The 23,598-nt window shown below is 74.6% G+C and carries 26 protein-coding genes; 11 read left to right on the top strand and 15 right to left on the bottom strand.

The window, feature by feature from the left end:
• The first annotated feature begins 21 nt into the window (after nucleotides 1–21).
• Complete coding sequence (locus H6H00_RS20805; RefSeq protein ID WP_185717412.1) at nucleotides 22–411, top strand: tautomerase family protein; 390 nt, start codon at nucleotides 22–24, stop codon at nucleotides 409–411.
• A gap of 15 nt (nucleotides 412–426) precedes the next feature.
• On the opposite strand, the gene H6H00_RS20800 is transcribed toward H6H00_RS20805, so the two are convergent.
• Nucleotides 427–1,014 carry a DsbA family protein gene (locus H6H00_RS20800; RefSeq protein ID WP_185717411.1) on the bottom strand — a complete coding sequence of 196 codons (588 nt, stop codon included), beginning with the start codon at nucleotides 1,012–1,014 and terminating at the stop codon, nucleotides 427–429.
• Here H6H00_RS20800 and nhaA point away from each other — a divergent pair.
• Nucleotides 1,002–2,339, top strand: coding sequence for a Na+/H+ antiporter NhaA (gene nhaA, locus H6H00_RS20795; protein WP_255425283.1), 1,338 nt, complete (start codon nucleotides 1,002–1,004; stop codon nucleotides 2,337–2,339). The genes H6H00_RS20800 and nhaA overlap by 13 nt on opposite strands.
• A 12-nt stretch (nucleotides 2,340–2,351) precedes the next feature.
• On the opposite strand, the gene H6H00_RS20790 is transcribed toward nhaA, so the two are convergent.
• The 5 genes from H6H00_RS20790 to H6H00_RS20770 all read right to left on the bottom strand — a co-directional run bounded on the left by H6H00_RS20790 (nucleotide 2,352) and on the right by H6H00_RS20770 (nucleotide 7,531).
• A complete protein-coding gene (locus H6H00_RS20790; RefSeq protein ID WP_185717409.1) occupies nucleotides 2,352–3,071 on the bottom strand; it encodes an SDR family oxidoreductase in 720 nt (239 codons plus the stop codon).
• Between the two features lie 109 nt (nucleotides 3,072–3,180).
• Complete coding sequence (locus H6H00_RS20785; RefSeq protein ID WP_185717408.1) at nucleotides 3,181–4,239, bottom strand: C45 family autoproteolytic acyltransferase/hydrolase; 1,059 nt, start codon at nucleotides 4,237–4,239, stop codon at nucleotides 3,181–3,183.
• A 1-nt stretch (nucleotide 4,240) separates the two neighbouring features.
• Complete coding sequence (locus H6H00_RS20780) at nucleotides 4,241–5,434, bottom strand: cupin domain-containing protein (protein ID WP_255425282.1); 1,194 nt, start codon at nucleotides 5,432–5,434, stop codon at nucleotides 4,241–4,243.
• A 29-nt stretch (nucleotides 5,435–5,463) separates the two neighbouring features.
• Nucleotides 5,464–6,462 carry an ester cyclase gene (locus tag H6H00_RS20775; RefSeq protein WP_185717407.1) on the bottom strand — a complete coding sequence of 333 codons (999 nt, stop codon included), beginning with the start codon at nucleotides 6,460–6,462 and terminating at the stop codon, nucleotides 5,464–5,466.
• Nucleotides 6,463–6,535: 73 nt separating this feature from the next.
• Entirely contained in the window at nucleotides 6,536–7,531 is a 996-nt protein-coding gene (locus H6H00_RS20770) for a LacI family DNA-binding transcriptional regulator (protein ID WP_185717406.1), read from the bottom strand.
• 121 nt (nucleotides 7,532–7,652) lie between these two features.
• Here H6H00_RS20770 and H6H00_RS20765 point away from each other — a divergent pair, with 121 nt between their 5' ends.
• Nucleotides 7,653–8,408, top strand: coding sequence for an SDR family NAD(P)-dependent oxidoreductase (locus H6H00_RS20765; RefSeq protein WP_185717405.1), 756 nt, complete (start codon nucleotides 7,653–7,655; stop codon nucleotides 8,406–8,408).
• Nucleotides 8,405–9,145 carry an HpcH/HpaI aldolase family protein gene (locus tag H6H00_RS20760; RefSeq protein ID WP_221775610.1) on the top strand — a complete coding sequence of 247 codons (741 nt, stop codon included), beginning with the start codon at nucleotides 8,405–8,407 and terminating at the stop codon, nucleotides 9,143–9,145. The genes H6H00_RS20765 and H6H00_RS20760 overlap by 4 nt, the downstream gene beginning before the upstream one ends.
• Here the strand turns inward: H6H00_RS20760 and H6H00_RS20755 are convergent.
• The 5 genes from H6H00_RS20755 to hisD all read right to left on the bottom strand — a co-directional run bounded on the left by H6H00_RS20755 (nucleotide 9,114) and on the right by hisD (nucleotide 14,324).
• Nucleotides 9,114–9,830 carry an alpha/beta fold hydrolase gene (locus tag H6H00_RS20755; protein ID WP_185717404.1) on the bottom strand — a complete coding sequence of 239 codons (717 nt, stop codon included), beginning with the start codon at nucleotides 9,828–9,830 and terminating at the stop codon, nucleotides 9,114–9,116. The two genes, H6H00_RS20760 and H6H00_RS20755, sit on opposite strands and share 32 nt — an antisense overlap.
• Complete coding sequence (locus tag H6H00_RS20750) at nucleotides 9,827–10,711, bottom strand: carbohydrate ABC transporter permease (protein ID WP_185717403.1); 885 nt, start codon at nucleotides 10,709–10,711, stop codon at nucleotides 9,827–9,829. Before H6H00_RS20750 ends, H6H00_RS20755 begins: the two co-directional genes overlap by 4 nt.
• The gene (locus H6H00_RS20745) at nucleotides 10,708–11,577 is read right to left on the bottom strand and encodes a carbohydrate ABC transporter permease (protein WP_185717402.1); all 870 of its coding nucleotides are present in this window, start codon (nucleotides 11,575–11,577) and stop codon (nucleotides 10,708–10,710) included. The genes H6H00_RS20750 and H6H00_RS20745 overlap by 4 nt, the downstream gene beginning before the upstream one ends.
• Nucleotides 11,578–11,638: 61 nt before the next feature.
• Complete coding sequence (locus H6H00_RS20740) at nucleotides 11,639–12,952, bottom strand: ABC transporter substrate-binding protein (protein ID WP_185717401.1); 1,314 nt, start codon at nucleotides 12,950–12,952, stop codon at nucleotides 11,639–11,641.
• Nucleotides 12,953–12,998: 46 nt separating this feature from the next.
• Nucleotides 12,999–14,324, bottom strand: a complete 1,326-nt coding sequence (hisD, locus tag H6H00_RS20735) for a histidinol dehydrogenase (protein ID WP_185717400.1) — start codon at nucleotides 14,322–14,324, stop codon at nucleotides 12,999–13,001.
• A 111-nt stretch (nucleotides 14,325–14,435) separates the two neighbouring features.
• Here hisD and H6H00_RS20730 point away from each other — a divergent pair, with 111 nt between their 5' ends.
• The 3 genes from H6H00_RS20730 (at nucleotide 14,436) to H6H00_RS20720 (ending at nucleotide 17,556) form a co-directional block, all read left to right on the top strand.
• Nucleotides 14,436–15,341 carry an alpha/beta fold hydrolase gene (locus H6H00_RS20730; protein ID WP_185717399.1) on the top strand — a complete coding sequence of 302 codons (906 nt, stop codon included), beginning with the start codon at nucleotides 14,436–14,438 and terminating at the stop codon, nucleotides 15,339–15,341.
• 198 nt (nucleotides 15,342–15,539) lie between these two features.
• The gene (locus H6H00_RS20725; protein WP_185717398.1) at nucleotides 15,540–15,821 is read left to right on the top strand and encodes a hypothetical protein; all 282 of its coding nucleotides are present in this window, start codon (nucleotides 15,540–15,542) and stop codon (nucleotides 15,819–15,821) included.
• 220 nt (nucleotides 15,822–16,041) lie between these two features.
• Nucleotides 16,042–17,556, top strand: coding sequence for a class I adenylate-forming enzyme family protein (locus H6H00_RS20720; RefSeq protein WP_185717397.1), 1,515 nt, complete (start codon nucleotides 16,042–16,044; stop codon nucleotides 17,554–17,556).
• Nucleotides 17,557–17,792: 236 nt separating this feature from the next.
• Here the strand turns inward: H6H00_RS20720 and H6H00_RS20715 are convergent, their stop codons facing one another.
• Nucleotides 17,793–18,296 carry a quercetin 2,3-dioxygenase gene (locus H6H00_RS20715; RefSeq protein ID WP_185717396.1) on the bottom strand — a complete coding sequence of 168 codons (504 nt, stop codon included), beginning with the start codon at nucleotides 18,294–18,296 and terminating at the stop codon, nucleotides 17,793–17,795.
• Entirely contained in the window at nucleotides 18,293–18,817 is a 525-nt protein-coding gene (locus H6H00_RS20710; protein WP_185717395.1) for an SRPBCC family protein, read from the bottom strand. The genes H6H00_RS20715 and H6H00_RS20710 overlap by 4 nt, the downstream gene beginning before the upstream one ends.
• Nucleotides 18,818–18,899: 82 nt before the next feature.
• Here H6H00_RS20710 and H6H00_RS20705 point away from each other — a divergent pair, with 82 nt between their 5' ends.
• The 4 genes from H6H00_RS20705 to H6H00_RS20690 are packed head-to-tail and all read left to right on the top strand — an operon-like array spanning nucleotide 18,900 to nucleotide 21,806.
• The gene (locus tag H6H00_RS20705; RefSeq protein ID WP_221775609.1) at nucleotides 18,900–19,550 is read left to right on the top strand and encodes a TetR/AcrR family transcriptional regulator; all 651 of its coding nucleotides are present in this window, start codon (nucleotides 18,900–18,902) and stop codon (nucleotides 19,548–19,550) included.
• Nucleotides 19,551–19,591: 41 nt separating this feature from the next.
• The gene (locus H6H00_RS20700; RefSeq protein ID WP_185717393.1) at nucleotides 19,592–20,287 is read left to right on the top strand and encodes a ThuA domain-containing protein; all 696 of its coding nucleotides are present in this window, start codon (nucleotides 19,592–19,594) and stop codon (nucleotides 20,285–20,287) included.
• 3 nt (nucleotides 20,288–20,290) lie between these two features.
• Nucleotides 20,291–21,046 (top strand): TIM barrel protein, encoded by a 756-nt coding sequence (locus H6H00_RS20695; protein ID WP_185717392.1) that lies wholly within the window; start codon nucleotides 20,291–20,293, stop codon nucleotides 21,044–21,046.
• 1 nt (nucleotide 21,047) lies between these two features.
• On the top strand, nucleotides 21,048–21,806 hold the full coding sequence (locus H6H00_RS20690; RefSeq protein WP_255425281.1) for an SDR family NAD(P)-dependent oxidoreductase: 759 nt from the start codon (nucleotides 21,048–21,050) through the stop codon (nucleotides 21,804–21,806).
• 16 nt (nucleotides 21,807–21,822) lie between these two features.
• Here the strand turns inward: H6H00_RS20690 and H6H00_RS20685 are convergent, their stop codons facing one another.
• Complete coding sequence (locus tag H6H00_RS20685; protein ID WP_185717391.1) at nucleotides 21,823–22,713, bottom strand: TrmB family transcriptional regulator; 891 nt, start codon at nucleotides 22,711–22,713, stop codon at nucleotides 21,823–21,825.
• A 20-nt stretch (nucleotides 22,714–22,733) separates the two neighbouring features.
• Nucleotides 22,734–23,534: an SDR family NAD(P)-dependent oxidoreductase gene (locus H6H00_RS20680; RefSeq protein WP_255425280.1), complete on the bottom strand. Its 801-nt coding sequence runs from the start codon at nucleotides 23,532–23,534 to the stop codon at nucleotides 22,734–22,736.
• Between the last annotated feature and the right edge of the window lie 64 nt (nucleotides 23,535–23,598).

Genomic DNA, 23,598 nt, shown 5'->3' with positions numbered 1-23,598 from the left:
ACCATCCACCAGGAGGACGACATGCCCTACTACCAGTTCACCGTCCCGACCGGCGGCGCCACGCTGGCCCACAGGGCGGAGGTGGCCGCGGCCGTCACGAAGGTCCACTCCGAGGTCACGGGCGCGCCGGGCCGGTACGTGCACTGCTCGTTCGTCGAGGTCCCCCCGGGCAGCATCTTCGCCGCGGGCGAGGCCGTCACCGGGCCGCGGATGGTCGGGCTGATCCGCAACGGCCGCTCCGCGGAGCTGCGGGGCAAGCTCCTGCACGGCCTGGCCGACGCCTGGTGCGCGATCACCGGCGACGCGAAGGAGGACGTGGCGATCTTCCTGCACGAGGTGCCGGGCGCGAACGTCCTGGAGGACGGCGTGATCCTGCCCGAGGCCGCCGACGAGCCGGGCGCGATCCTCTGACGCCGGGGGGCCGGCTCAGGTGACCGGCTGGTCGGCGTCGTGCGCCTCCAGCGCCGCGACCAGCGCGTCGACCGTGCGCTCGCCGCGGTAGGCGATGCCGTTGACGAACAGGGCCGGCGTGCCCCGCACGCCGCTGCGGACCCCGGAGTTGAAGTCGGCCTCGACCCGGTCCTCCACCCGCTGGGTCGCGGGCCACAGCACCGACTCGGGCGGCACGCCGATCTCCTCGGCGTAGCGGCGCAGGTCGGCCTGGGTGAGCGCGGGCTCGTCACCCGACATCAGCCGCCCGTACATCGGCCAGAACTGCCCGACCAGCGCCGCGGCCTCGGACGCGAGTGCGGCGGAGAGCGCGTAGGGGTGCAGCTCCGCGAGCGGGAAGTGCCGGAACGCGAACACCACGCGGCGCCCGAGCCGCTCGAGCACCTCGTGGACGACGGGCACGGTGGCCCGGCAGTACGGGCACTCGAAGTCGCCGTACTCCACGAGCGTGAGCGGGGCCCCGAGCACACCCTTGAGGTGGTCGTAGGGCCCGATGGGCGGGTCCAGAGGCGTGGTGCTGATCGTCGACCTCCTAGGGGATGATCGAGCCCGTGACCACGACACTAGCCGAGCGCGGAGACCTCAGTCGCGCCGCGCGGGGCTTCCTGCGCACGGAGTCCGGTTCGGCCGTGCTGCTGCTGTCCGCGGCCGTCGTCGCCCTGCTCTGGGTGAACCTCGGCGGCGGGTACGAGGAGTTCTGGCACACCGAGTTCTCCCTGCGGATCGGCGACACCGCGCTCACCGAGGACCTGCGGCACTGGGTCAACGACGGGCTGATGGTGCTGTTCTTCTTCAGCGTCGGGCTGGAGATGTCGCGCGAGGCGGTGCTCGGCGAGCTGCGCGGGGCCCGGGCGATCGCCGCGCCGGCCCTGGCCGCGGTGGGCGGGCTGGTCGTGCCCGCGCTGCTGTTCCTCGCGTTCAACGCCGGCGGGCCCGCCGCGGGGGCGTGGGGCATCGCGATCTCCACCGACACCGCCGTCGTGATCGGGGTGCTCGCGCTGGTCGGGCCCCGCTGCCCCGACCAGCTGCGCGTGTTCCTGCTGGCGCTCGCGATCGTCGACGACATCGGCGCTGTCGCCGCCATCGCGTTCTTCTACACCGACGACGTGCAGGTCACGCCGCTGCTGCTGGCCGGGGTCCTGTTCCTCGCCCTGCTCGCGCTGCGCTACGCGCAGTTCTGGCGCACCCCGCTCTACGTCGTCATCGGGCTCGTGATGTGGCTCGCGGTGCTGGAGTCCGGGGTGCACCCCAGCGTCGTCGGGGTGGCGCTGGGCCTGCTGGTCAACGCCTACGCCCCCCGCCAGTACGACATCGACCAGGTCGCGGTGCTGGGCCGCAGCTTCCTCGTCGACCCGAGCCCGCAGCGGGCGCTCGCGACGCAGGCGGCGGTCACCGAGGCCGTCTCCCCCAACGAGCGGCTGCAGCTGCGGATCCAGCCGTGGAGCAGCTACGTCATCGTGCCGCTGTTCGTGCTGGCCAACGCGGGGGTCCCCCTCGACGGCGCGACGCTCGCCGCCGCCGCGTCGTCGCCGCTCACCTGGGGGATCGTCGTCGGGCTCACCGTCGGCAAGGTCGTCGGCGTGTCGGCGGGAACCTGGGTCGCGCTGCGCACCGGGATCGGGCGGGTGCCCGACACGCTGCGCTGGGGGCAGCTCATCGGCGGCGCCGGGCTGGCCGGGATCGGGTTCACCGTGGCGCTGTTCGTCACCGACCTGGCGCTGGACGACCAGGCGCTGGTCGACCAGGCCAAGATCGGCATCCTGGCCGGCTCGCTGCTGGCCGGGCTGATCGGCTGGTCGATCTTCCGGTTCGCCGGCGAGCGCGGCGGCCAGTGCGCCCCGTCCGGCCTGCCGGTGCTGCCGCCGCGGCCGTGGCGCCCGCCCAGCTGACCGGCATCTGGACTACAGCAGCGCGCGGTTCGCCCCGCCGTCGACCGGGACCGCGGTCCCGGTCAGGAACCCGGCCTGGCGCGAGCACAGGAACGCGACGACCGCGCCGAAGTCGTCGGCGCTGCCGACCGGGACGTCCGGCAGGCCGCCGTCGTTCATGCTCCGCAGCCGCGCGGTGTCGTGGAAACCGGGCAGCACCGAGTTGACGGTGACGCCGTCGGCGGCCGTCTCGGTCGCCAGCGTCCTGAGGAACCCGGTCACCCCGGCGCGCGCGGTGTTGGACAGCACCAGGTTCGGGTACGGCTGGCGCACCCCCAGCGACGTGATCGCGACGATCCGCCCCCATCCCGCGGCCCGCATGCCCGGCACCGCGGCCAGGCACATGTGCACGACCGCGAGCAGGCTGCGCTCCAGCGCCGCCGGGTAGGCGTCGGCCGGCGTGTCCAGCGCCGTGCCGGGGGCCGGGCCGGGGCCGTTGGTGACCAGGATGTCGACGCCGCCCATCAGCCGCGCCGCCTCCTCGACGAACCGCGTCCCCTCCTCCGGGCGGGTCAGGTCGGCTACGACGAACGCGGCCCCGATCCGCTCGGCGGCGTCCATCGCCCGCCCCTCGTCGGAGCCGCAGATCGTGACCCGCGCCCCCTCCGCCGCGAGCGCCGCCGCGCTCGCGAAGCCCAACCCGCCGCTCGCCGCGGCCACCGCCGCCCGCCGTCCCGCTAGTCCGAGGTCCACGGCGTCATCGGACCAGGCCGGGCGCCGCCGGACAAGCCCGCCCGGAGCACGACGGCCCGCGACCGTCACGGTCGACGCGGGCGCGCCCGGCCCCGCTCGTCGGCTCCCGTCAGGAACGGCCGTCCCGCAGCACCGCGTGCGCGTAGGGGACCTCGCTCGGCGGGCCCGGGCTGACCCAGGAGTGCACCGGCTCGCCCGGCCGCAGCGCCGAGATCATCGACCCGGTGGTGTAGTCCTGCGGGCCCGCGCCGCCCACCCGGCAGACCGGGTGCGCGGGGTCGTCGGCGGAGCGCAGCGCGTCCTGCAGGTCGGCCAGCGCCGGGGTGCCCGACCCCACCCGCGCCCGGACGGCGGCCAGGCGGGCCTCCGAGTCGCGGTGCGCGGCGGGCGACCCGGGTGTCCCGGTCACCGGGCCGAGCGGATGGTTGGTGTGCAGCACCCGCGCCGGGTCGGCCGGGTGGTGCTCGGCCACGCCGTCCGGCCGCGCCTCGAGCGACCGCACCCGGCCCGGGGCGGCGAGCAGGTAGTGCTGGCTCGTCGCGTGCGGCAGGTCGTGGACCAGCCGCACGGCCTCGTCGAGCGAGCGCGCCTGCAGCAGCCGGCGGATCACGAACGCGACCGGGAGGCCGTCGCGGGCGGCGGGGAGCTGCGGCACGGCGTTGACGCACACCCCGACCCCCGCCGCGTTCACCCCCATCAGCGCGACGACGCCGGCGACGGTGAACACCAGCGCGGCCGGGGCGTCGCCGCGCGGGGCGACCCGCAGCAGCACCTGGTGGCCCCGGGTGTGCGCACCCAGGTCCATGTTCTGCCCGATCCAGGTCGGACCGTCCGGGAGCGCGAGCCCGAACCCCGTGCACTTGGCGAGCGCGACCGACCGGGCGGCGGGCTCCTCGTCGATCAGCTGCAGCGCGAGCAGCAGGTCCGGGTCGACCCCCGCGCCCGCGGCGACGCCCCGGACCTCCGCGGCCAGGTCCGGGGTCAGCTCCTGCACCGCGGACCGGAACCCGGTGCGGCCGAGCAGCCCGCGGGCGTGCGCAGCCGGGTCGGCGACGCCCTCGGCCGCGAGCGCGCCGAGCCAGGCGTCGAGGTGCGCCCGGATCCGCGGGGCGAGCGCGACGCCGTGCGCGACCGGGTCGTCCAGGTCGGTCGCGGCGAAGGCGGCCACGTCAGTCGTCGTCCGTGGCCGTCACCAGCACCTCGGCCGGGGCGACGTAGCCGTTCGCGTCGAGCACGCGCCCGGCGGCCCGGGCCGCCGCGACGACGTCGGGCGCCCACTCCAGCTCCGTGCGCCCGTCCCCGCCGTTGACGACCAGCAGCTCGCCGAGGCCGGCGTCGGCGGCGCGGCCCGGCGCGGCGTCGAGCAGCGTGACCGAGCGCCACGCCCCCGCGGGCACCGACAGGGTGTCGAGCGGCCCCAGCTCGACGGTCCGCTCGTCGGCCCCGGTGTTGAGCCGCACCGCCCAGCGCCCGGCCTTGGCCGTGAGCACCTGCGTGCCGGGGTGGCGGTGGGTGAGCACGCCCTGCCCGACGGACGCGCGCAGCCAGGCGAGGTCGAACCCGTGCGGGTCGTGCAGCCGCGGCGCCGCGCGCCGGTCCTCGCTCATCCCGTAGCCGATCACCAGGCTGAGCTCGGCGCCGCCGCCGGGGAGCGTGGAGCACAGGAACGGCTCGGCGATCCACACCCGGTCCGCGGCGTGCGTGACGCGGGCGCGGAACTGCTCGGGACCGACCGGGTCGAGCCGGTCGATCTCGGCCTGCGGCATCGGCGTGACGAGCGCGACGCCGTCGGGCACGGTCTCCCCGCGCACGGTGTCGACCAGCCGGTTGTCGGCCGTGAGGTGCAGGCCGTGGCCGGCCGCCTCGCGCAGCACCGACGGGCCCCAGATGATGCCGCCGGTGTCGTCGCCGCCCAGGACGGTGAGCAGCACCCCCTCGTCGGCGCCGACGTTGGTGAAGCCGCGGAAGATCCACGTGGGCACCGAGACGACGTCGCCGTCGACGCTGCGGTACTCCCCCTGCCGGCCGTCGGCGCCCCAGCGCAGTTGGTAGTCGCCGTCGAAGTTGACGAACACCTCGGCGGTGAAGTGCAGGTGCAGGCTGTTGGTCGTGCCGTGCGGCATGCCGGCGGCACCGAGCTGGAAGCCGTGCGGCTCGCGGAGGTTGACGTACTGGTCGGCGCTCTGGGTGACCCCGGGCCCGATGAAGGAGTAGTTGTCCTTGCGGTCCGAACCCGGGGTCCGGCAGTCGATGAAGGCGGCCTTGCAGGGCACCCAGTCCGTGCGCCGGATGGTGCGCCGGGCGATCTCGCCGGGTGGGACCACTGTCCCGGTGCTGCTGTCGATCGTGGCCGTGTCGGTCACGGCGTCCTCCGCTGACTCGTCGGTGCTGGCTAGTAGATGTTGGTGTCGGTGAACGCGCCGTCGCCGCGCGTCGCGTTGATCTGCGCGCGCAGGGCGATCTCGTCGTAGACCCGCATCTCGCGCACGATCCGGCCGCGCTGCACGAGGAACTGGGACACGCCCAGCAGCTCCACCGGGTGCCCGGTGAGCGGGCCGAACGCGGGCGTGCCGTGGTAGGTGCCGTGCAGCACCCACATCACGGCGATCCGCAGGCCGGCGTAGCGCTCGTCGGTGTGGGTCTGGACGTCGCGCACGACGAACCGCGCGTCCGGGAACGGGGCGACGAGCGAGAGCAGGTCGCGCTGGTAGCCGTCCGGGCGCACGACGGTGGTGTCGCCCACGGTGTGCAGGAACAGGTCCCGCTCCATGTACTCCGGCACCTTGTGCAGCCGGCGCTGGTTCCACACCTCGTCGAGGAACTCGAGCACCGTCTCGCACTCGGCGCGGTGGTCGTCGGGGCGCGGGCCGCTGTCGCCCGCGGCGAGGACGTCGGCCGGCGGGGTCTGCGTCATCGACCCGGAGTAGCCGCGGAAGAGCTGGCCGCGGGCGACCTCGTCGGGGTCGAGCCCGCGCTGCAGGACGTCGGCGAGCTCGTCGCGGACGACCCACTCCTCGACCATGCGGCCGCGCCGGTAGAGGCAGTTGGCGACCGTGCGCTTGCGGATGCGCCGGCGCCGGCCGTCGATCACGTGCTCGTCGCTGGAGAACACCAGGTGCGAGCTGAGGAAGGCGTCGTCGCCCCGGGCCTCCCACACCACGTCCTCGGCCTGCCCGACGTGCTGCGGGGTGCCCGCGATCCGCATGAGGCTGCCCTCGATGACGCCGTCGCGCCCGATGACCGTGCCCAGCCCGCCGTGGACGATCGAGTCCGGCTCGTAGTTGTCGACGATGTAGGAGATGTCGCGCTGCACCCAGATCCGGTCGGTCACCTCCCGGATGAAGTCGTCGGGGTCCGTGTACGGCAGGTACGCGACCGGGTCGAGCGGCATCGCTGGTCCTCTCCTCGCTGATCTGGCGAGGTTCAGTGTATGCGTATGCATCGATGCCGACAAGGGCGTGAGGTCAGCCGCGGGGCTCCCCGACCGTGTCGCGGGCGACGTAGCGCGTCGGGTACACCGCGTGCACCGGGTCGGCGTCGGGCCGCTCGACCCGGCCGACCAGCAGGCGGGCCGCCTCGCGCGACATCCCGTCCAGGTCGTAGGCCACCGTGCTCAGGCGGACCAGCGCCCACGCCGAGGTGGGCAGGTCGTCGAAGCCCGCGATCGAGACGTCGCCGGGCACGGCGGCGCCCAGCTCCCGCGCCGCGTTCAGCGCCCCGAGCGCGACGACGTCGTTGCCGCACAGCACCAGCGTGGGCGGGTCCTCCCGGCCGAGGAGGGCCCGCAGCCCGTCGTGGCCGGTGCGGAAGTCGAACGGGCCGTGCAGCACGTCGCGGTGGGCCAGGCCGATCCCGTGCTCGTCGAGGACGGCCCGCACCACCTGCTCGCGCTGCTCGCCGGTGCTGGTGTTGCGGGGCCCGAACACCGCCCCGATCCGGCGGTGCCCCCGGCGCAGGACGTCGGCGAGCAGCTCGCGCACCCCCCGCTCGGGATCGACGGTCACCGAGTCGGCCGCCACGCTCGGCGCGGTCCGGTTGAAGTAGACGAACGGCACGCCGCGGTCGCGCAGCCGGGCAGGCAGGATCGAGTCGACGGTGGTCGTCGCCAGCACCACCCCGCACAGTCCGTGCGCCAGCACGCGCTCGGCGACCGGCCCGCTGTCCGAGGACTCGGTGATCAGCACCAGCTCGTGGCCGAGGCGCTCCAGCTCCTCGTGCAGGGGGGCGATGACGTGGGCGTAGAACTGGTTGTCCAGGTCGGTGACGACCAGCCCGACGCGGGTGGACCGGCCCACCGACAGCGCCCGGCCGATCGCGCTGGGCGCGTAGCCGAGCGCCTCGGCGGCCTCGCGCACCCGCCGCTTGGTCGCCTCGGAGACCTTCGGGTCGTCGCGCAGCGCGCGCGAGACCGTCGGCTGGGAGACCCCCGCGAGCCTCGCGACGTCCCGACTGGTGATCATCCGCCCCTCCGATGTCCGCCTTGACAGTAGCCGCACGGCCCGGCTTCACTGACCAGCATACGTATGTTAACCGGCATCGGGAGGACACAGTGGAGCGACGTCCGACGGTCCGGCGGCGCGCGTGAGCGCCGCCGGGCGCACCGCGCTGGTCACCGGCGGCGGCAACGGGCTCGGCGCGGCGATCGCCGCGCACCTGGTGGCCGACGGCGCGCGCGTCGTGCTGGTCGGCCGCCGGGCCGCGCCGCTGGCGGCCACCGCGGAGCGCCTGGGCGCCGCCGCCCGCGCCGAGGTCTGCGACGTCGCCGACCCGGACGCGGTCGACGCGCTGGCCGCCCGGCTGGCCGACGAGGAGGTCTCGGTGCTGGTCAACAACGCCGGCGTCGCCGGGCCGGTCGCGCCGCTCACCGAGATCGCGCCGCACGAGTGGGACGAGGTGTTCGCGGTCAACGTCCGCGGCGTGTACCTCGTGTGCCGCGCGTTCCTCCCGGCCATGGTCGCGCGCGGCGCGGGCGACGTCGTCAACATCGCGTCGGTGTCGGGCAAGCGGCCGCTGACCCGCCGCACGCCGTACTGCGCGTCGAAGATGGCGGTGCTCGGGCTGACGTCCACGCTGGCCTTCGAGGTCGGGGAGGCCGGGGTGCGCGTGAACGCGGTGTCGCCAGGGCCCGTCGAGGGCGAGCGGATGGACCGCAACTTCCGGCTGGAGGCCGAGCGCACCGGCACCACCACCGACGTCGCCCGCGCGGCGTTCGTCGGGCGGGCGGCGCTGGGCCGGATGGTCACCGCCGACGAGGTCGGCCGGGCGGTCGTCGCGGTGCTGGGGATGCCCGGGCTCACCGGCGCCGACCTCGACCTGTCCGGCGGGATGGTCGCGTGAGCGGGCTCGCGAGGTCGTCCCTGCGGGTCCGGCTGCTGGCGGGCGAGCGGGTGTCCGGCGCACTGGTGCGGATGCCGTGCGAGGACGTCGTCGAGATGCTGGCCGTGGCGGGGCTGGACTTCGTGCTGATCGACTGCGAGCACGGGCCCGCCGACGTCCTCGCCCTGCGCCACCACCTCGCGCTGGCCGATGCCCACGGGATGCCCGTGCTGGTGCGGCCCGGCGAGGGCGAGCACGTCCTGGCGCAGCGCGCGCTCGACCAGGGCGCGCAGGGGATCGTCGCGCCGCACGTCGACTCCGTCGCCGACGCCGAGGCGCTGGTGCGCGCGCTGCGCTACCCGCCGCGCGGCGTCCGCGGGTTCGCCACCTACCCGCGCGCGGGCCGCTTCGGCACCGTCACCGCGGCGGAGCACCGCGCCACCGCCGAGGAGCGCACGCTGGTCATCGCGATGCTGGAGTCCCCCGCGGCGATCCGCGACGCCGGCGCCGTCCTCGCCGTCGACGGGATCGACGGCTACCTCGTCGGGACCGCCGACCTCGGCGCCGTCCGCTCCGCCGACGACCCCACCGTGGCCGAGCTGCTGGCCGCGGTGCGCGCCGACCCGGCCGCGGCGTCGGCGATCCGGTGCGACCTCGCCACCGGCGACACCGCCGCGGCGTTCGGCGCCGGCGCGCAGGTGGTGGTGCACAACCTCGCCCACGTGCTCATGGAGGCGTTCCGGGGGCTGCGGGCCTGACGAGCCGCTCCCCCGACGCCCAGTCCACGAGCGCCGCGGCCACCCGGCCGGGCGCCTCCAGCGGGGACAGGTGCCCGACGCCGTCGAGCACCCGCAGGTCCGCGCCGGGGACCAGCGCGGCGATCTCCTCGTGCCGCCCGAGCGGGCAGAGCCGGTCCTCGCGGGCGGCGAGCACCAGCGTCGGCACCCGCACGCGGGCCAGTCCCGGGCGCTCGTCGACCCGCGTGGCCTGGGCGGCGAGCTGGTGGTCGAGCACCCGCTCCCCCACCTCGTCGGCCATCGCGAGAGCCCGCTCGGCGTGCGAGGGATCGTGCAGGAGCACCGGCAGCAGGTCGGCCTGCAGCTCCCGCGCCGTGGCGCCGGCGGCGATCGCGGCGCGCTGCGCGGTCCACGCCGCGTACTGCTCCGGCACCGGGGCCCGGGCGTTGGTGGACAGCAGCGCGAGCCGGGAGACCCGGTGCGGCGCGCGCCGCACGAGCGCCATCGCGACGATGCCGCCGAGGCTCAGCCCGGCGAGGGCGAACCGCGGCGGCAGCGTCGCGAGCAGCGCGTCGACGCACCCGTCGAGCGTGGGGCGGTCCGGCACCCCGTCGAGGACGGCCCGGTCGCCGAGCCGGGCGCGCACGCCGTCCCAGAGGCCCGGCGAGCAGCCCATCCCCCCGAGGAGCACGAGCGGCTCGCTCACCCCTTGACCGACCCCGCGTTCAGCCCGGCCACCAGGTAGCGCTGGGCGATGAAGGCGAACGCGACGACCGGCAGCGTCAGCAGCATCGCGGCGGCACCGGCCTGCTGCAGCATCGGCAGCGTCTGGCCGAGCTGGGTCGCGATGAACACCGGGACCGTGCGGGCCGAGACGTCGGTGAGGATGTTGGCCGTCAGGTACTCCTGGAACGCGAACAGGAAGATGAAGATCCCCGCGGTGAGGATGCCGGGGCCCATCAGCGGCACCATGACGCGGCGCAGCGTCTGGAACCGGGTGCAGCCGTCGATCATGGCGGCCTCGTCGAGCTCCTTGGGGATCTCGGCGAAGAAGTTGCGCAGCAGCCAGATGCTGAACGGCTGGTTGATCGCCACCAGCGCCGCGGCCACGGCGAACGTCGTGTCGTAGACGCCCAGCGCCCGCGAGATGTCGTACATCGGCAGCACGACGGAGAACCGGGGCAGCGCCCGGAACACCAGCGCGGCGATGAGCAGCGCCGCACTCATCCAGCCGGGGAACCGCGACAGCGCGTACGCCGCCGGGATGCCGATCACCAGAGCCGCGATGGTGCTCAGCACCGCCACGACGAGGGTGTTGATCAGGTACTTGTAGAACTGCGTGGTCTGCCAGAGGTCGACGAACGAGGTCAGCGACGGCTCGTAGAAGAACTGCGGCGGGTTCAGGAACGCCACGTCGGTCGGCTTGGTCACCGTCGCCGCGGTCCACAGGACCGGGCTGAGCATCGCCAGGCAGATCAGCACCAGCAGCCCGCCGACCAGCAGCGAGGTGCCCCCGTACCGGCGCGGGCGGCGGGACGGCTCGGACTGCGGGCGGGTGGCGCTCTCGGACTTCTCGAGGATGCTCATGCCTGCCGGGCCTCCCTGGCGACGTTGCGGATGAAGGGGAAGAGCATGAGGCCGATCAGCAGGATCAGCAGGACGTTGACCGCGCTGCCGAGCCCGAGCTGCTGCCCGCCGTCCTGGAAGGCGATGTTGTAGATGTAGAGCATGATCGACTCGTTGCCGATCTGCACCGCCTGCGGCGAGAGCGGGATGAGCTGGTCGAAGGTCCGCAGGATGTCCATGATCGAGATGATCGCCACGAACCCGAGGACGCCGCGGATGTTCGGGATGATCACGTTCCAGTGCGTGCGCCACGGCCCCGCACCGTCGATCTTCGCCGCTTCGATGATCTCCGTGGACACGCCCTGCAGCCCGGCGATGATCACGAGCATGGAGAACGGCAGCATGAACCAGATGGTGTTGAGCCAGACCATCACCCGGTTCGGCCAGGGGTCGGTGAACCACAGGACCTCCTGGCCGGTCACGATCGTCACCAGCTGGTTGACCACGCCGCCGAAGTTCGCGTCGAACAACCAGGAGAACATCGTCGCGCCCACGACGTGCGGCACGACGTAGGAGATGAGCAGGATGCCGAGCACCCAGGGCTTGGCCCGGCCGAGCCGGTTGACCATCACGGCGAGCAGGTAGCCGCCGACGAGCAGCGCCGCCACGACGGCCACGGTCAGCCCGACGGTGAACAGCACCGCCTGGCCCAGCCGCGCGTCGGTGAGCGCGTCACCGTAGTTGGAGAGCCCGACGAACTCGCCGTCCTCGCCGTAGTTGACGCGCTCGAAGCTCCACTCGACCGTGCGGTAGAGGGGCAGCAGGAGCAGCCCGCCCATCACCAGCACGCTGGGGGCCACGAACGCCAGGAACTCTCGCCGTCGCACTGCTCACCTCGCTGACCGTTCGGGGCGGCCGCCCGGGGACCCCGGGCGGCCGCGCGGGCTGCTACTGCGGGGGGTACTCGCCGACGATCTCGGTGGCGATCTGCTGCATCTGCGCCAGGCCGTCCGGGATCGGGGTGTTGCCCAGGATGACGTCGGCCACCACGGTGCGGGTGTCGTTGGCGATCCGCGAGGTCCACGGGTACGGCTCGGCCGGCGGGGCCTGGCCGATCGACTCGAGCGCCGCGGCGGCGTACGGGCTGCTGTCCGCGGTCACGATGCCCTCGCGGGCCGGGAACGCCGCGGGCACCGACGCGCGGGACGCGTCCTCGCCCACCGCGGTGGCGATCATCTGGAACAGCAGCGCGGGGTCGGCGGCGGCGTTGGCCGGGATCGACCAGCCGTCGACGGACAGGGAGTTGTACAGGACGTCTCCCCCGCCGACCGAGGGCGGCGGCGCGAACGCGAACTGGTCGGCGAACCGGCTGTTCGTCGGCTGCGACAGGTCGTTCATCCGCCCGGAGAACATGATCGCCATCGCGGCGGAGCCGTTGTACATCTGCTGCTGGACGCGCGGCTGGTCGAACGTGGTGACCTGCGGGTCCATGAACGGCACCAGCGAGCGGAGCTCCTCGAACGCGGTGACCGCCTCCGGTGCGTCGAAGTTCGGCGTGCGGGTCTCGGCGTCCACGTAGTCGACGCCGAGCGAGCCGAGCGCGGCGTCGTAGGCCGTGGAGATGTCGGCGCTCGCGAGCAGCGGCAGCGCGATGGGGTACGGGATCTCCCCCGCCTGCTGGATCGCGGTGGCGGCGTCACGCATCTCGGCGAAGGTCGTCGGGGGCTGCAGCCCGAGTGCGTCGAAGACGTCCTTGCGGTAGGCCATGACGTACATCTGCGCCTGCATCGGCAGCCCGTAGAGCTTGCCGTCGTAGGACAGCGCCTCGCGCATCGCCGGGTCGAGGCCGTCGAGGCCGTACTGCTCGCCGAACTGGGCGACGAAGTCGTCGAGCGGCGCGAGCTTGTCCTCGGCGGCCAGCGTGGGCAGGACGAAGCCGTAGGTCTCGACGATGTCGTAGGTGCCGGTGTCGCCCGCGAGCGTGGCGGTGGTCTTCTGCACCTGGCCCGCGAAGTCGATCGGTTCGTGGTTGACGGTGATCTGGTCGGTGGTGCAGCTGGCCACCATGGTGTTGGTGAACGGGTCGATCGCCGACGAGTTGTAGGCGAGGACGTTCACCGTGACCGGCTGGGGCGGCGCGGGCAGGTCGCAGGCGACCTGCGCCGCGCTCGACTCCGCGGTGCGAGAACCCGCACCGCAGGCGGACAGCAGGACGGCGGCGGACATCGCCACGGCGAGTACCTGCCAACGGGATCTGGACATCACGGCTCCTGGCTGAGGTGGTGGAGGAGAAGATACGTATGCACGGTCAGTTCCGCAGGGCGACCGCGTCGAGACGGATCTGCGCGCTGTCGCGGTGCCCGACGAGGCCCTCGGCGTCGGAGACGACGACGGTCGGGCCGGCCTGCGAGGCGGTCGCCTCGCGGGTGGCCCGCTGGTGGGTCAGCTGCTTGAGGAACCCGGCGACCGAGAGACCGCCGGTGAAGCGGGCGCCGCGGACGGTCGGCAGCACGTGGTTCGTGCCGGACATCCCCTTGTCGGCGTAGGCGACCGTCGACCAGGTGCCGAGGAACAGCGAGCCGTAGTTGCGCAGCGCGCCGAGCCACCAGTCGAGGTCCTCGGCGAGCACCTCGAGGTGCTCGGGGGCCAGCAGGTTCATCACCTCGGCGGCGGCCGCGCGGTCGCGCACCAGGTAGACGGAGCCGTGGTCGCGCCAGGCCGCACCCGCGATCTCCGCGGTGGCCAGGCCGGCCAGCTGCTTCTCGACCTGGCGCACCGTCTCGTGGGCGACGCGCTCGGAGGTGGTGACCAGGCTCGCGGGCGATGTCGGGCCGTGCTCGGCCTGGGCCAGCAGGTCGGCCGCGACGAGCGCGGGGTCGGCGGTGTCGTCGGCGATCACCGCGACCTCCGACGGGCCGGCGAGGACGTCGATGCCGACGCGGCCGAACAGCTGCCGCTTGGCCTCGGCGACGTAGGCGTTGCCCGCCCCGACCACCATGTCGGCGGGACGGCCGTCGAGCAGCCCGAACGCCATCGCGGCCAGCGCCTGCACCCCGCCGACGGCGAACGCGGCGTCGACGCCGGTGATCTGCGCGGAGTACAGCACCGCCGGGTGCGCGCGTCCCTCGAAGGACGGCGGCGTGGCCGCCACGACGTGCGGCACGCCTGCCGCCTTCGCCACGCCGACGGTCATGAACGCCCCGGCCAGCAGCGGGAAGCGGCCGGCGGGCAGGTAGGCGCCCACGGCGTCGACCGGCACGAACCGCTGCCCGCAGACGATGCCGGGCGCGACCTCGGCCTCGAAGTCCTGCAGCCGCTCGCGCTGCATCGTCGCGAACCGGCGGGTGCGGTCGGCCCCGGTGTCGAGTGCCTCGCGCAGGGCGGCGGGCAGCGCGTCGCCGCTGCGGGCGAGCTCGGCCGCCGACACCTCGAGGCTGTCGCCGGTGAACCCGTCGAGCTCGCGGGCGTAGTGCAGCACCGCGTCCATGCCGTCGCGCTCGATCCGCGACAGCATCGACGACACGGTCGCGGTGACCTCGTCGTCGCGTCCGGCCGGCCGGTCCACCCCGGTCGGTTCCTTGACGACGAGCAGGCCGTCGCCGAAGCCGTTCTTCTCGGCAGTCGTCAGATGCATACGCATACATTAGGAGTCGCGGGGCACGCTCGCAAGAGCTGAACCGCAGGACCGCCCGGGTGCGATGATCGGGCCGTAACCCCGTCAGCCCGCGCACCCCGGAGGCGAGTCATGAGCAACGACGCCCAGGCCATCGACGTCCAGACGGTCACCGTGCCCCACCTCGGCGGCTCGACCGTCGGCCACGCGTTCGCCCGCCCCTACGACCCGGCCCTGCCCACGCTCGTCCTCGTCAACTCCTTCAGCACGTCGGTCGACCTCTACCGGCCGCAGTTCGCCGACCCCGAGCTGACCGCGGCGGCCAACCTGCTCGCGATCGAGCTCTACGGCCACGGCCGCACCCGCTCCACCTACCCGCACTTCACCTACTGGGACAGCGCGATCGCGAACCTGCAGGTGCTCGACCGGCTCGGCATCCCCGAGGCGTTCGTGCTGGGCACCTCGCAGGGCGGCTGGGTCGCCGCCCGGATGGCCCTGCTGGCCCCCGACGTGGTCCGCGGCATCATCCCGCTGGGCACGTCCATGGACTTCGAGAGCGCGCGCAGCCGCGACCTCGGGTGCTGGGACGGGATCGAGTTCTGCACCCCGTCCCTCGACGCGCTCGCCGCGCCCGTCGGCGACGACTGGGTCGTCCCCGACGAGTTCGTCGACGCGGTCCTCGGCGCCGGGCTGGGCGAGGACGTCTCCCCCGACGAGCGCGCGTTCTGGCACGCGGCGCACCGGCGGAACTACGCCGGGGACGCCGGGCGGCACCGCCTCCGCACCGCCACGGTCAACCTCCGCGACCGCGACGGCCTGCACGCCCGGCTCGGCGACGTGCGCTGTCCGGTGCTGTGGCTGCAGGGCACGGCGGACTCGGTCTACTCGGTGGCGAACGCCGAGGAGGAGATCCGGATGTTCACCGGCTCCCCCGACGCGGAGCTGCGGGTCGTCCAGGACGGTCAGCACTTCCTCAGCGCGTCCGACCCGGACGTCGTCGACGCGGCGGCGGCCGAGTTCGTGCGGCGCCGGAGCTGAGCCCCGGCCGGCCCTGCCCGCTCGGGGCAGGGCTGGCGCAGGAGGAGCCCTACTTCTTCTTGCTCTTCTTGCCCTTCTTGTCCTTCTTCTTCTTGTCCTTCGCCATGGCCGAACCCCCTCTCCGCGCGCCGCCGAGGTCAACTCTGCGTTGACTCGGGTCAACTTAGCATTGACCCCGGGCCGGGTTAGCATCCCGTCGTGACCGCCGGGCGCTCGACGCAGATCAGACAGGCGCTCGACGCCCTGGACGCCGCCGTCGACCCCGTCGCGGCGCTGGCGGCGGCCAAGGAGGTCCGCGAGGCGGCGGAGGCGCTGGAGATCGCCGCGGCCGCCGAGGTGCGCCGCGACGGCGGCACCTGGACCGAGATCGGCGCCGTCTACGGCACCAGCAAGCAGGGCGGGCAGCAGCGGTTCCGCCACCTGCTGGGCCCCGACGACCCCGACGCCGCCCGGCGCCGTCGGCGGCGGCGTCAGGCCTGAGTGCGGCGGACCCGGTCAGCCGGGCGAGGTCCTGCGCGATCAGCCCGTGGTGCGGGTGTCGGTGGGCCGGGCCCGGTCTGCTCGGTGGTCAGTACCGATGCGGTCGTCGGCTCCGTCGTCACGGCCGCCCCGCGCGATACCGTGCGCCACAACGCCCGTTCGGGTGTGCCGCGACGGCCCGCGGTGCGGTCTGATCGACGCTCTGACGTGGAGGTGCACGGTGGACGGTCCCGGGGAGATCCTGCGGGCGGCGGCGCGCGGGTTCGGTGCGCGACCCGCGCTGGTGACGGCGACGCGGACGCTGAGCTTCGCCGAGCTCGACGCGCTGAGCGACCGGGTCGCGGCGTGGCTCACCGCCCGCGGCGTGCGCGCGGGCCAGCCGGTGTCGCTCTACGCGCAGAACCGGTGGGAGTGGGTGGTGGCCTACCACGGGGCGCTGCGGGCGGGCGCGGTCGTGAACCCGGTGAACGTCATGCTCACCCCCGAGGAGCTGGCGTTCGTGCTGCGCGACTGCGGGGCGGCGGCGGTGTTCACCAGCGCCGAGCAGGCCGCCGCGGTGGTCGAGCTGACGCGCGACCTGCCCGATCCGGTCACCGTCGTGGCGTTCGGGCAGGCCGCGGGCGCCGTCGCCTTCGACGAGGTGCTGGCCTGCGACGGCCCGGTCCCCGACATCACCGTCGACCCCGCCGCCCCGTCGACGATCGGCTACACCTCCGGCACCACCGGCCACCCCAAGGGCGCGGTGCAGAGCCACCGGGCGGTGCTGCTCAACTGCGCGCTGACGGCCACGATGCACGGCCGCACCAGCGACGACGTCGTCGTGACGGCCCTGCCCGCACCGCACGTCTACGGCAACGTGGTGATCAACGGGACGTTCCTCGTCGGCGGCACCGTGGTGCTCATGGAGCGCTTCGACCCCGCGCAGGCGCTGCGGCTGATCGGCGAGCACCGCGCCACGCTGTTCGAGGGCGTGCCCGCGATGTACGCCACCATGCTCGCCTCCCCCGCACTGGAGTCGGCCGACCTGTCGTCGCTCACGCGGTGCACGGTGGGCGGGCAGACCATCCCGCTGTCGACGATCCGGCGCTGGCAGGACCGCTCCGGGGCGCCGCTGATCGAGCTGTGGGGCATGACCGAGATCGCCGGCCTGGGCACGACGCACGCGCTGCACTCCCCGCCCGTCCCCGGGTCGATCGGGGTGTCGCTGCCGGGGATCGAGATCCGCGTCAGCGACCTCGAGGACCCCTCCCGCGACGCCCCGCGCGGCGAACCCGGGGAGCTCATGGTCCGCGGCCCGATCGTCATGATCGGCTACCACGGGAACCCGGAGGCGACCGCCGAGACGATCGAGCCCGACGGCTGGCTGCACACCGGCGACATCGCCACGATGGACGACACCGGCCACGTCTTCGTCGTCGACCGCCGCAAGGACATGATCATCACCGGCGGCTACAACGTGTACCCCGCCGAGATCGAGCGCGTGCTGGCCGCCCACCCGGCGGTCGGGCAGGTCGCGGCGGGCCCCGTGCCCGACCCGGTCCGGGGCGAGCTGGCCTGCGCCTACGTCGTCCTCGCCCCCGGCGCGGCCGTCACCGAGGAGGAGCTGATCGCCTTCGCGGGCGGCTCGCTGGCCGCCTACAAGCGCCCGCGCCTCGTCCGGTTCGTCGACGCGCTGCCCGCGACGTCCACGGGCAAGATCATGCGGCGGGAGCTCATCAAGCAGTTCGACGCGTGACGGCGTCCGCGGCGTCCACCGACGGGACGGACGCACTCGGCCCCCTCGCCCGCGGGCACGCCGACCTCGTCGAGCTGCTCGGGCTGTCGGTGAACACGGTCAAGGCCCACCTGCACAACGTCGTGCACAAGGTCGACGCGCGCGACCGCGCCCAGGTGATCACCCGGGCGCGGGCCCACGGCCTGCTCCGAGCGGCCGCCGCCGGGGCGGGGACGGTCCCCGGCCCGTCCGCGCCCTCAGGCCGGGATGCCGGGCGGTCCCAGGATCTCGATCCCGAACTCCGCGGCCCGCGCGGCCAGCACGGCCGGGTCGGGCGGGCCACCACCCGGTGGCGGCAGCGTGCGCGCCGTCGCCGGCTCGCTCGCCGCGCGGAGGAACCCGTCGAAGCCGCCCGGTGCGGTGCCGAGCAGGAACCGGGCCTGCGGGGACACGACCTCGAAGGTGTGCGGCACCCCGGGCGGGCCGAAGACGAAGGCCCCGGCGGAGGCCTCGACCAGCGTCCCGTCGGCCCAGACCGCCAGCTCGCCGTCGAGGACGTACCACCACTCGGCCTCGTCCCGGTGCCGGTGCAGGGGTGAGCCGTGGCCCCGGGGGGCGTGGAACTCCGTGATCGAGACGGCCGAGCCCGTGGCCGCCGCGGGCGCCTTGACGGTGGCCAGGGCGTCGAGGAACCACAGCGCCTCCCCCTCGCCCGGGGCGGTCAGGAACGGGGTCGGGGCCGGGGGGACGACGGTGCTCATCGCGCCTGCTCCGTCCGCGCGTCCCCCGCCACCGTGCCGGGAACGGACTCCGCCGCGGCCGCCAACCGGCCGAGCGTGTGGTCCATCGCCCGCTGCAGGTCCCCGAACCGGTTCAGCGGCACGTCGATGATCCGGAAGCCGACCGGGAGCCAGCGCACGTCGTAGGACTGGGTGACGCGCGTGCCGCCCGCGACCTCCTCGAGGCGGAAGCGCCACTCGGTCGACTCCCGGCCGCCCTCCTCGGTGACGAACGCGAACTCGCGGCCCCGGTCGGCGGCGAGCACCCGGCCGCGACGCGACCAGCGGATGAGCCCCCTCGGCCCGGTGCGGTTGTGGCCGACGAACGTCGCGCCCGGCGCCGGACCGGTCGACCCGCCCGTCCACTCGACGGCCACGCACTCCGGGCTCCACTCCCCCATCCGCGGCAGGTCCGCGACCAGGTCGTACACGACGTCCGGTGGCGCGGCGACCGTGGCCTCGCGACTGCCCCGGGTCAGCCAGAACCGTTCCCTGCGGACCATCGTGGCCCCCCTCTCTCGGTGAAGCTAAAGCTATGACTTGTAGCTAAAGCTGTCAATCATCGATTCTGCTATGGTCCGTCGAGTGACGGTGACCAGCAGCGGACGACCCACGTCGGACCGGCGCGCGGTGCGCCGCCGCCAGACGATCGAGGAGATCCTCGGGCTGGCCGAGGAGGTGATGACGGAGGAGGGCGTCAACGGCCTGAGCCTCTCGGAGGTCGCCCGGCGCCTGGGCGTCGCGCCGCCGTCGCTCTACAAGTACTTCCCGTCGCTCGCGGCGGTCTACGAGTCGCTGTTCCTGCTCGGGCAGCAGCGGCACCTCGCGGAGATGCGGACGGCGATGACGGGCCGGTCCGGGCTCGACGCCCTCCACCACGGCCTGGACGCCAGCGGGCGGTGGTCGCTGGAGAACCGGGCGCTGGCGCAGCTGCTGTTCTGGCGCCCCGTGCCGAGCTTCGAGCCCTCGCCGGACGGGCTCGCCGTCAGCGCGGAGATGGTGGCGGTCCAGCGTGCGACCCTGCGCGAGGCGGTGGCGGCGGGCGAGCTCGGGGACGCGGCCGACTCCGAGGAGGCGATCCACCTGCTGTCCACCCTGATCGTGGGGGTGATCAGCCAGGCGATGTCGAACGAACCCGACCTCCCGTGGGGCGAGGGCCGGTTCAGCCCGGTGTTCCCCCGGCTGATGGCGCTGTTCGCGGCGGCCTACCCGCCGGAGCGGCGCGCGGTAGGCTGACACCCACTAGTCGTCAGCTCTATCACTACGGGGGTGCTCGGGTGCGTGCCGTGGTCCTCTCCGGCGGTCTCACCCACGACTTCCCGGCCACCACCGCGTGCCTGGGCGCGCTGCTGGAGGCCGAGGGGCTCGAGGTGGAGGTGCACACCGGCACCGCGGGCGTCGAGTCCGCGCTGCACGCGCTGCCCGGGGCCGCCCTGTTCGTGGTGAACGCCCTGCGCTGGACGATGACCGGCGCGCAGACCCCGGCGCGCTACCGCGAGCGGGCCGCGGCCGAGGGAGCCAGCCCGTCCGCGGGCGCCCGGGCGGCGCTGGACGCGCACCTGGCCGACGGGGGCGGCGTGCTCGGGATGCACACCGCCAGCCTGTGCTTCGACGACTGGCCCGGGTGGGGCGCCACGCTCGGCGGGGCGTGGGAGTGGGGCCGCTCGCAGCACCCGCCGCTGGGCCCCGAGGTCACGGTGTCCGTCGCGGCCGAGCACCCGCTGGTCCGCGGGCTGGACGCGTTCACCCTGGTCGACGAGGTGTACGGCGACCTGCGCTACGCCCCCGACGTCACCGCCCTGCTCACGGCCCCGCAGCCCGGCGGGGACGCGGCGCAACCGCTGCTCTGGGCCCGCGACCACGGCGGCGGCCGGGTCGTCTACGACGCGCTCGGCCACCACCCGCCCTCCTACGCGGTGCCCGAGCACCGCGAGGTCCTCCGGCGGGCGGTCCGCTGGACGACGCGGGGCTGAGCCGTGCTCTCGCTCGCCGCCGGCACGGTGCTCGACCTGTCCCCCGGCGACACCGTGGAGTGCGCGGCCGCGGCCGGGTTCGGGCTGGCCGGGGTCCGGATGGCCGACCCGCGCACCCAGGCCCGCGGGGTGGCCGACGCGCTGCGGCGCACCGGGGCCGACCTGCTCGACGTCGAGGTCGTCCGGCTGGCCCCGGGCCCGCTGACCGACGCCCAGCGCCGCCTGGCCGTCACCGCCGCCGAGCTCGGCGCCCGGTTCCTGCTCACCGTGAGCGAGGACCCCGACGAGCCCGCGACCGTCGGCAAGCTCGCCGAGCTCGCCGGTCTGCTGGGCGACCGGACCCGCGTCGCGCTGGAGTGCATGGCGTTCACCGCCGTGCCCACCCGCACCGCCGCCGAGCGGATCGCGCGGGCCGCGCCCGGTGTCACCGTGCTGCTGGACCCGCTGCACCTGCACCGCGCGGGCGACCGGCTCGACGACCCCGCCGACCCGGCCCTGACCGGGTACGCGCAGCTCAGCGACGTCGCCGACCCCGGACGGGCCCCCGCCGACCTCGCCCACGAGGCGCGGCACGAGCGGGTGCCGCCCGGGCACGGCGGCCTGCCGCTGGCGGCGTTCGTGGCCGGCCTGCCGGCGGGGGTGCCGCTCGCCGTCGAGGTCCAGTCGGACGCGCTGGCGGCGGCACTGGCCCCGCGGGACCGGGCGGAACTGGTGCGGACCGCGGCCGAGGCCGTGCTCGGCGGGACCGGGAGGAGATGACGTGGGACGCGCGATCGAGGGGATGTCGGTGCTGGTCACCGGCGGCGGCTCGGGCATCGGCGAGGCGGTGGTGCACCGGCTCGCCGCGGCCGGGGCGCGGGTGACGCTGTCCGGGCGGCGCGCGGGGAAGGTCGCCGCGGTCGCCGACGCCGCGGGTGCGCGCGGCGTCGTCGGCGACGTCACCGCGGCGGCGGACCGCGCGGCGATGGTCGCCGCCGCCGTGGAGCACGGCGGCGGGATCGACGCCGTCGTCCACGCGGCGGGCAACATGTACCGCGGCCCGCTGGAGGAGCTGACCGACCAGGGCCTGCACGACGTCTTCGCGTCCAACACGATCGGCCCCATGCTGCTCACCGGGCTCGCGCTGCCGCACCTGCGGGAACGCCGCGGCGCGGTGGTGTTCTTCGGGTCGGTGCACACCCAGCGCGCGTTCCCCGGGGCGTCCCCCTACGCCGCCACCAAGGGCGCACTGGAGACGCTGACGGGCGTGCTCGCCGCGGAGCTGGGCCCGCAGGGCGTCCGCGTGAGCTGCGTGCGGCCCGGCGGCGTCCTCACCGAGATCAACCAGCGCGCCGGGGTCTTCGACGACGCCACCGCGGCCGCCCGGATGGAGTCCCTCGGGCCCGCGCACGCCCTCGGCCGGCCCGGCACCGTCGACGAGGTCGCCGAGGCCGTGGAGTACCTGCTCGCCGCGGAGTGGGCCACCGGCGCCGTCCTGACCATCGACGGCGGGCTGGGACTGGGCGTGACGAACGCCTGATCGGGTCCCGCTGCGATCAGGTACCGCTGCGGCGGCCGCGGCGCGGCGGGGCGCTCGCCCCGGCCGGGCCCCGCCGCAGCAGCGCGGCGGGGATGCCGTGGTCGGCGCGGAGCCGGCGCAGGGCGGGGTCGGAGGTCCAGAAGCTCTCGAAGTCGTCCGGGGCGAACCGCTCCGCGATGAGGTGCATCGCGATGTCGTGGCGCACGTACTCGACCGCGACCAGCACGACCGCGGGGTCGTCGGTGTAGACGCCCCACGCGTCACCGTTCACCACGCCGCCGATGACGGCCTGCTCCCGGTCGGCGGAGACGACCAGCAGCCGGCAGCCGAGGTTCTCCAGCACCACCTCCGGGGTGGAGAAGCGGTGTGCGGTGGTGTTGCCGACGGGGTCGTCGTCCTCGCCGAAGGACACCACCGACACCTCGACGCCCTCGGACTCCGCGCGGCGCACCACGGGCTTGAGCGGGTCGATCTCGGCGGGCCAGCCGGACAGGAACAGATCGTTGCGGGCCGCGGCCACGACGTCCTCGGCCCGGGCCAGCAGCGACGCCCGGTCGGTGAGGTTGTGCACCAGCCGCACCTGCGGCGGGGACGCGACCTGGGGCAGGGCGTCGCGCAGGGTGTCGATCGAGGCGTCGAACTCGCGGCGCATCCGGTCCAGCAGCGCCGAGGGCGGCAGCGAGATGTACCCGACGCTGGCCTCGCCCGCGCGGACCTCGTAGGCGGCGCCCCGGCTGACGAGCTTGCCGAGCGTCTCGTAGACGGTGCTGCGCGGCACGCCCGAGCGCTTCGCGACCTCGTAGCCGTTGAGCGGGGTGCCCGCGGCGATCAGCGCCACGTACGCCTTCGCCTCGTACCCGGACATCCCGAGGCGCTGCAGCTCCGAGATCACGCTCTCCTGGGACATGCGGCCATCGTCCCATCCGGTCAGTCGTCGCTGCTCACGACCGTCGTCTGCACACCCACCGCGTCGACGCTGCGGGGCCGCGGCATCGCGTTCAGCGCGCTCTTGGTGATGCCCCCGTCGACCGCGAGGGTCTGGCCGGTGACGTAGGCGGCCTTGTCGGAGCCGAGGAACAGCACGGCGTCGGCGACGTCCGCGGCGGACCCGAGCCGGTGCAGCGGGACCCGGGCCGAGCGCAGCCGCCGGACCTCGGGGTCGGCGTAGATCGCGTCGGACATCCCGGCGTCGATCAGTCCCGGGGCCACGGCGTTGACCCGGACGCCGCCCGGCGCCCACTCCAGCGCCATGTGCTCGGTGAGCATGATGATCCCGGCCTTCGACGCCGTGTAGGCGCCGGCGTTCGGGGCGGCGGCGAGCCCGTTCACCGAGGCGATGTTGACGATCGACCCGCCCCCGGCGGCGATCATCCGCGCGGCCACCGTGCGCGCGACGAGGAACGTGCCGGTCAGGTTGACGTCGACGGCGTGGCGCCAGTCGGCGGCGGGCAGGTCCAGCAGGGGCCCGAAGCGCACCACGCCGGCGTTGTTCACCAGCAGGGCGGGCGCCCGCGGCAGCGCGTCGACGGCGGCCCGCACCGACCCCTCGTCGGCCACGTCCACGCGCGCGGGCACGCACGCGTCACCGAGGTCGTGCGCCACGGCGCGGGCGGCGTCCTCGTCGACGTCCCAGACCGCGACCCGGTACCCCTCCTTCACCGCGTGCCCGGCGATGACGGCCCCGATGCCGTTCCCGGCCCCGGTGACCACGGCCCACTTGGTCGTCACGACTGTCCCCCCGTCGTCGAGCACGGCCGGTCGCCCCAGATCGAATCCGAACGGCGTTGGCACG

Source organism: Pseudonocardia petroleophila, from assembly GCF_014235185.1.
Classification (GTDB): domain Bacteria; phylum Actinomycetota; class Actinomycetes; order Mycobacteriales; family Pseudonocardiaceae; genus Pseudonocardia; species Pseudonocardia petroleophila.
The sequence above is the reverse complement of the archived record's forward strand: the minus strand, read 5'-3'. Positions and strand labels throughout refer to the sequence as shown.

Excerpts from the sequence above, each read along its gene's own strand:
- H6H00_RS20805 (WP_185717412.1), top strand. The coding sequence starts at position 22 with ATGCCCTACTACCAGTTCACCGTCCCGACCGGCGGCGCCACGCTGGCC.
- H6H00_RS20715 (WP_185717396.1), bottom strand. The coding sequence starts at position 18,296 with ATGAGCACCGTCGTCCCCCCGGCCCCGACCCCGTTCCTGACCGCCCCG.
- hisD (WP_185717400.1), bottom strand. The coding sequence starts at position 14,324 with ATGCATCTGACGACTGCCGAGAAGAACGGCTTCGGCGACGGCCTGCTC.
- H6H00_RS20685 (WP_185717391.1), bottom strand. The coding sequence starts at position 22,713 with ATGTCCCAGGAGAGCGTGATCTCGGAGCTGCAGCGCCTCGGGATGTCC.
- H6H00_RS20710 (WP_185717395.1), bottom strand. The coding sequence starts at position 18,817 with ATGGTCCGCAGGGAACGGTTCTGGCTGACCCGGGGCAGTCGCGAGGCC.
- H6H00_RS20775 (WP_185717407.1), bottom strand. The coding sequence starts at position 6,462 with ATGCCGCTCGACCCGGTCGCGTACCTGCCGTACACGGACCCCGACGAC.
- H6H00_RS20740 (WP_185717401.1), bottom strand. The coding sequence starts at position 12,952 with ATGTCCAGATCCCGTTGGCAGGTACTCGCCGTGGCGATGTCCGCCGCC.
- H6H00_RS20750 (WP_185717403.1), bottom strand. The coding sequence starts at position 10,711 with ATGAGCATCCTCGAGAAGTCCGAGAGCGCCACCCGCCCGCAGTCCGAG.
- H6H00_RS20770 (WP_185717406.1), bottom strand. The coding sequence starts at position 7,531 with ATGATCACCAGTCGGGACGTCGCGAGGCTCGCGGGGGTCTCCCAGCCG.
- H6H00_RS20730 (WP_185717399.1), top strand. The coding sequence starts at position 14,436 with ATGAGCAACGACGCCCAGGCCATCGACGTCCAGACGGTCACCGTGCCC.